At 46.6% G+C, this 5,697-nt stretch carries 7 protein-coding genes; 6 read left to right on the forward strand and 1 reads right to left on the reverse strand.

Features of this window, described 5'->3' with window-relative positions:
* The 6 genes from QTO00_RS13475 to hisIE all read left to right on the forward strand — a co-directional run.
* Positions 1 to 420 (forward strand): aminotransferase class I/II-fold pyridoxal phosphate-dependent enzyme (locus QTO00_RS13475; RefSeq protein WP_331425264.1); only part of this gene is annotated, 420 nt, incomplete at its 5' end.
* Positions 421 to 480: 60 nt separating this feature from the next.
* Entirely contained in the window at positions 481 to 1,554 is a 1,074-nt protein-coding gene (hisB, locus tag QTO00_RS13480; protein ID WP_331425265.1) for a bifunctional histidinol-phosphatase/imidazoleglycerol-phosphate dehydratase HisB, read from the forward strand.
* Positions 1,555 to 1,567: 13 nt separating this feature from the next.
* The gene (gene hisH / locus QTO00_RS13485) at positions 1,568 to 2,182 is read left to right on the forward strand and encodes an imidazole glycerol phosphate synthase subunit HisH (protein ID WP_331425266.1); all 615 of its coding nucleotides are present in this window, start codon (positions 1,568 to 1,570) and stop codon (positions 2,180 to 2,182) included.
* Between the two features lie 12 nt (positions 2,183 to 2,194).
* Positions 2,195 to 2,932: a 1-(5-phosphoribosyl)-5-[(5-phosphoribosylamino)methylideneamino]imidazole-4-carboxamide isomerase gene (gene hisA, locus QTO00_RS13490; protein ID WP_017422252.1), complete on the forward strand. Its 738-nt coding sequence runs from the start codon at positions 2,195 to 2,197 to the stop codon at positions 2,930 to 2,932.
* Positions 2,914 to 3,687, forward strand: coding sequence for an imidazole glycerol phosphate synthase subunit HisF (gene hisF, locus QTO00_RS13495; protein WP_331425267.1), 774 nt, complete (start codon positions 2,914 to 2,916; stop codon positions 3,685 to 3,687). The genes hisA and hisF overlap by 19 nt, the downstream gene beginning before the upstream one ends.
* Positions 3,684 to 4,319, forward strand: coding sequence for a bifunctional phosphoribosyl-AMP cyclohydrolase/phosphoribosyl-ATP diphosphatase HisIE (gene hisIE, locus QTO00_RS13500; RefSeq protein WP_331425268.1), 636 nt, complete (start codon positions 3,684 to 3,686; stop codon positions 4,317 to 4,319). The genes hisF and hisIE overlap by 4 nt, the downstream gene beginning before the upstream one ends.
* Before the next feature lie 72 nt (positions 4,320 to 4,391).
* Here the strand turns inward: hisIE and QTO00_RS13505 are convergent, their stop codons facing one another.
* Complete coding sequence (locus QTO00_RS13505; protein WP_331425269.1) at positions 4,392 to 5,597, reverse strand: putative manganese transporter; 1,206 nt, start codon at positions 5,595 to 5,597, stop codon at positions 4,392 to 4,394.
* Positions 5,598 to 5,697: the final 100 nt, after the last annotated feature.

The following is a 5,697-nucleotide window of genomic DNA, read 5'->3' on the forward strand; positions in this document are numbered from 1 at the left end:
TCTAAAGCGTTTGCGCTAGCAGGTCTACGTTGTGGTTTTACTCTTGCAAACGAAGAACTTATCAACGTGCTGCTTAAGGTGATTGCGCCTTACCCAGTCCCAGTGCCTGTCGCTGAGATTGCCACTCAAGCGCTATCTGAAGCTGGGTTAGCACGAGCTAAATTTCAAGTACTCGACCTCAACGCTAACCGAGCGTATTTGCAGGTTGGACTATCAATGATTGCTGGTTTAGAGATATTCGAAGGTTGGGGAAACTATTTATTGGTTAAGTTCCCTGATGGTGATGCGTTATTTAAAGCGGCTTGGAATAGCGGAATTATTTTGCGTAACTCGCCGATTGAAGATTGTGTCCGTATCAGTATCGGTAGCCGCGATGAATGTGAAAAAACACTAGGCTTTATTAGAAACTATTACAGCTAAGCATTATTGGCTCTTGCCCGTTGCGAGAGCCTTACCCATTATTGAAATAAGGAAGTTCGTGTGAGCAAGCAACAAAAAATCCTATTTATCGATCGAGATGGCACCTTAATTGTTGAGCCTCCGGTTGATTTCCAAGTCGACCGATTAGATAAACTCAAACTAGAGCCGTTCGTTATTCCAAGCTTGCTAGCCTTGCAGGATGCAGGCTACCGCTTGGTGATGGTGACAAACCAAGACGGCTTAGGGACAGATAGTTACCCACAAGCAGACTTCGATGCGCCGCACAATATGATGATGGAGATCTTCGAATCTCAAGGCGTTAAGTTTGACGATGTGCTGATTTGTCCCCACTTCGATGAAGACAATTGCTCTTGTCGTAAGCCAAAATTGGGTTTGGTTAAGCCATACCTTCAAGAGGGTAAAGTTGATTTCCAAAACTCAGTGGTCATTGGCGATCGTCAAACGGATCTCCAACTTGCTGCAAACATGGCCATTCGCGGTATTCAATACAATCCAGAAACTATGGGCTGGAAGCAAATCCTTAAAGATTTGACCGTCAAAGTGCGCGTTTCTGAAGTCGTGCGTACTACCAAGGAAACGGATATCAAGGTTGCGGTTAATCTTGATGAGCAAGGTGGCAACGACATTACGACAGGTCTTGGCTTCTTTGACCACATGCTGGACCAAATCGCAACACACGGCGGTTTCCAAATGGTGTGTAAAGTCGAAGGTGATCTGCACATTGATGACCACCACACAGTTGAAGATACCGCTTTAGCTCTAGGTCAGGCCTTTAAGGAGGCGCTAGGAGATAAACGTGGTATTGGCCGTTTTGGCTTTAGCCTGCCAATGGATGAGTGTTTGGCTCAGTGCGCTCTCGATCTATCTGGTCGCCCTTACCTTAAGTTTGATGCCCAGTTTGGTCGAGAACAGGTGGGTGATCTTTCAACAGAGATGGTGGTTCACTTCTTCCGCTCTCTGACGGATACCCTAGCGTGTACGCTGCACCTTTCTTCTGCAGGCGATAATGACCATCACATCATTGAAAGCCTATTTAAAGCGTTTGGTCGCACCTTGCGTCAGGCTATCAAAGTTGAAGGTACTGAACTGCCAAGCAGTAAAGGCGTTCTTTAAGGGAGATTAACCAATGACAGAACAGAAAGTCGTCATTATCGATACTGGATGTGCTAACGTTTCTTCGGTTAAGTTTGCCATTGAGCGCTTAGGCTATCAGGTAACGATTTCTAAAGATCCTCAAGTTGTTTTGGCTGCTGACAAACTGTTTCTACCGGGCGTAGGAACTGCCAGCGAAGCGATGAAAAACCTACAAGAGCGCGATCTCATTGGCCTAGTTAAACAGGTTGAGAAACCACTGCTTGGTATCTGTTTGGGGATGCAATTGCTCGGGAAGGTCTCTCAGGAAAAAGGGCAAAAAGCGGATGAGTTAGTTGAGTGTCTTGGACTATGTGATGGTGAAGTTACGCTACTACAAACGGGTGAATTGCCGCTACCACATATGGGCTGGAACACGGTGTCTGCAAAAGCAGGTCACCCACTGTTCAAAGATATTGAAGAAGGTGAGTACTTCTATTTTGTACACAGCTTCGCTATGCCAGTAGGGGATTACACGATTGCCGAATGTGAATACGGTAACCCGTTCACTGCGGCAGTACAAAGCGGCAATTACTATGGCGTGCAATTCCACCCTGAGCGTTCTTCAAAAGCGGGCGCGAAGCTTATTCAAAACTTCTTAGAATTATAAAAGGAATTTAGTGTGATTATTCCAGCTCTTGATTTAATTGAAGGACAAGTGGTTCGCCTTTATCAAGGTGATTACGGTCAGGTAACCGAATACAAAGTCGATCCTGCAGAGCAGTTCAATTTGTACCACCAAGCAGGTGCAAACTGGCTACACTTAGTGGATTTAACTGGTGCGAAAGACACCACAGCCCGTCAGCTTGATTTGATTGCAAAGCTTCTTGCCAGCACGCCAGCGAACATCCAAATCGGTGGTGGCGTCCGTTCTGAACAAGATGTGGTTGACCTACTTGAGGCAGGGGCGCAACGCGTTGTTGTTGGCTCGACTGCAGTAAAACAACCGGAGCTTGTGAAAGGTTGGATGGAAAAATACGGCGCAGAGAAAATCGTTCTCGCGCTGGACATCAATATCGACCAAGACGGCACGCGTAAAGTAGCAATCTCTGGTTGGCAAGAAGATTCAGGTGTGACTATCGAAGCTCTTATCAACGACTATCTAACTGTGGGTCTACAACACGTGCTATGTACTGATATTTCTCGCGACGGCACGTTAGAAGGTTCAAACGTCGAGTTGTATGTCGACCTATGTAAACAGTACCCACAGGTGCAGTTCCAATCATCTGGTGGCATCGGTTCACTGGCTGATATCGAAGCACTTAAAGGTAGCGGCGTAGCAGGGGTGATTGTTGGTCGAGCACTACTGGATGGCAAGTTCACAGCAGAGGAGGCATTTGCATGTTGGCAAAGCGAATAATTCCATGTCTTGATGTTCGTGATGGTCAAGTGGTGAAGGGCGTTCAGTTCCGCAACCATGAAATCATTGGCGACATCGTTCCTTTGGCGCAGCGTTATGCACAAGAGGGCGCAGATGAGCTAGTGTTCTATGATATCACGGCGTCAAGTGACGGTCGTGTTGTTGACAAAAGTTGGGTTGCACGTGTCGCTGAGGTTATCGATATCCCGTTCTGTGTCGCGGGTGGCATTAAGTCCGCGGAAGATGCAGCGCGAATTCTTGAGTTTGGCGCAGACAAGGTGTCTATCAACTCACCTGCATTGGCAAACCCGCAGCTCATTACTGACCTTGCGGATAAATTTGGTGTGCAATGTATTGTCGTTGGTATCGACTCTTACTACGACAAGGACACTGGCAAGTATCAGGTGTACCAGTTTACTGGCGATGAAGAACGGACCAAAGCGACCCAATGGGAAACGTGTGATTGGGTGCAAGAAGTACAAAAACGTGGCGCAGGTGAAATCGTACTGAATATGATGAATCAAGACGGTGTACGCAATGGTTACGATATTGACCAGTTAAACATGGTTCGCGAAGTATGCAACGTACCACTGATTGCATCGGGTGGTGCGGGCGCCATGGAGCACTTTGCCGAAGCGTACCAAAAAGCCAATGTGGATGGAGCGCTTGCTGCATCGGTATTCCACAAACAAGTCATCAATATTGGTGAACTAAAGCAGTATTTGAAACAACAAAGCATTGAGGTACGACTATGAGTTTTAACACCGCCGAAGTAAGTTCGCTGTCTGAGCGTATCAACTGGGAGAACGTGGATGGTTTAGTGCCTGCTATCGTGCAAGATTTCCAATCCAGCCAAGTGTTGATGATGGGTTACATGAACCAAGATGCGTTGGCAAAAACGGGCGAAACGGGTCAAGTGACGTTTTTCTCTCGTACTAAGCAGCGTCTTTGGACTAAAGGTGAAACCTCGGGCAACGTGTTGCAGCTTAAGAATATCGCCCTAGATTGCGATAGCGATACACTACTGGTTAAAGTGAATCCCATTGGCCCGACTTGCCACACGGGCACAACGACGTGTTGGGATGGAGACCCGCAAGAAGAATCTCAAATGGTGTGGCTTCATCAGCTTGAGCAGCTACTGGCTGCCCGCAAGAGTGCCGACCCAGATTCCTCTTATACTGCCAGTCTTTATGCCCGTGGCACCAAGCGTATTTCGCAAAAAGTGGGCGAAGAAGGTGTTGAAGTCGCGCTTGCGGCGACGTCGGGTGATAAGGCGGAGTTAGTGTGTGAGTCTGCGGATCTGATTTACCACCTGATGGTACTGCTGCAGGATCAAGGCTTATCAATGAACGATGTGATTAACAAGCTAAAAGAGCGTCATAAATAGTTTGGACCTTTGACAATGACAGAGCGCCCTCAAATGAGGGCGTTTTTAGTATCTAGCCAGACACTGTTAGGATCATATTTCGAATAGGAAGTAGTAACCATAGCCAACAATTAAAGCGGGTAGTGCTGAGTACAATGTCGCGACTAAAGCGGCTTTAGGTGCAAGCGCAATCGCAGGGAACAACGCATCGCCATCATTTGAGATAGAATTTGCTAGTTGAGCTGATAGCGGAGCTGCGCCAGAGATATACAGACTGGTGATGAGGATCTGCGGACCACAGCCTGGCAACAAGCCGATCGTCAATCCCATAAGCGGCATCCATGTGCCCCAGCCAGAAAACGTTGTAGCGAGATCAATCTGACCAAAGAAAGTGATGAGTTCAAAAGCCATGAAAGCAAGAATCACCCATGCGGTAACAAAGTTTGTATCTTGTGCCGCTTTTTGAATTGGATGAGACGACACTTGTTTTGTGTCTTCTGCTACTGTTGATTCATAGTCTTTTATCTCTTTGGTTAACGACCACAGTAACATGCTGACAATGATAAGAATCGCACCCATCCACTCAATGGTCATTTCAGGTAAGTGAAACAACTGGTTAGCGTTAACCTGAAAAGAGCCTAGTGCTGCGATCACTGTGGCAGGTAAGAGAAGCCATTTCCAAAATGCACCTTGGAGGTTAATCGCTTTTTGTTCAAATTTGCTTGAGCTTTCGCGAGCACAGCAAAATTTATGGGTTACAGAACTGGCGTTAGGGCGAAGAAAGTCATCTTTGTGAAAGTAATTAACCACCCAACCAGAAATACAGCCAACGATAATTCCTACGCCGATGACTAAAAAACCGATGTCGGGTTTACTTGCCAGCAGTAGGAATGCAGCATCGCCCATTGTTGATGTCAGTACTGCGACTATAGCGCCAAATCCTACGCGGCCACTAACAAACTGAGTGGTAACAATGATGGCACCACCACAACCGGGTAGAGCCCCAAGCAGTGCAGCGAAGAACACCTGATGATCACGCGAGCTCTGGTAGAGATTTACTATTCGGTTCTCTCTGTTAAAGAAAATTGATAAGTAATGATAAATAGCGAGCGTAAACGCAACGTAGCTTGATACCGCCCAGAATGCGTCGGATAGAGTATTTACCGTTACAGCTCTTGTTGTCTCGCTAAGAATGAGTGCGATTAGCGAAACGGGCAGAATAAGACGTTTGTATGCTGGGCGAAATTGTCCGAGAGAGCACCAAGGTGGTAGAGAATAGTTCAATTTTAAAGAGTCCATAGGCGACCACAACAAGCAAATGCGAATTAATCTCAACTATATGCTAATGAGAATTATTTGCAATAAGTTTTGTGTAGAATGCAGTATGGATCAAACGAAC

Source organism: Vibrio sp. M260118 (assembly GCF_036533755.1).
Lineage (GTDB): Bacteria > Pseudomonadota > Gammaproteobacteria > Enterobacterales > Vibrionaceae > Vibrio.

What these genes read in the sequence shown, in the direction of transcription:
- hisH (WP_331425266.1), top strand. Translation starts at nt 1,568, where the DNA reads ATGACAGAACAGAAAGTCGTCATTATCGATACTGGATGTGCTAACGTT.
- hisF (WP_331425267.1), top strand. Translation starts at nt 2,914, where the DNA reads ATGTTGGCAAAGCGAATAATTCCATGTCTTGATGTTCGTGATGGTCAA.
- hisIE (WP_331425268.1), top strand. Translation starts at nt 3,684, where the DNA reads ATGAGTTTTAACACCGCCGAAGTAAGTTCGCTGTCTGAGCGTATCAAC.
- QTO00_RS13505 (WP_331425269.1), bottom strand. Translation starts at nt 5,597, where the DNA reads ATGGACTCTTTAAAATTGAACTATTCTCTACCACCTTGGTGCTCTCTC.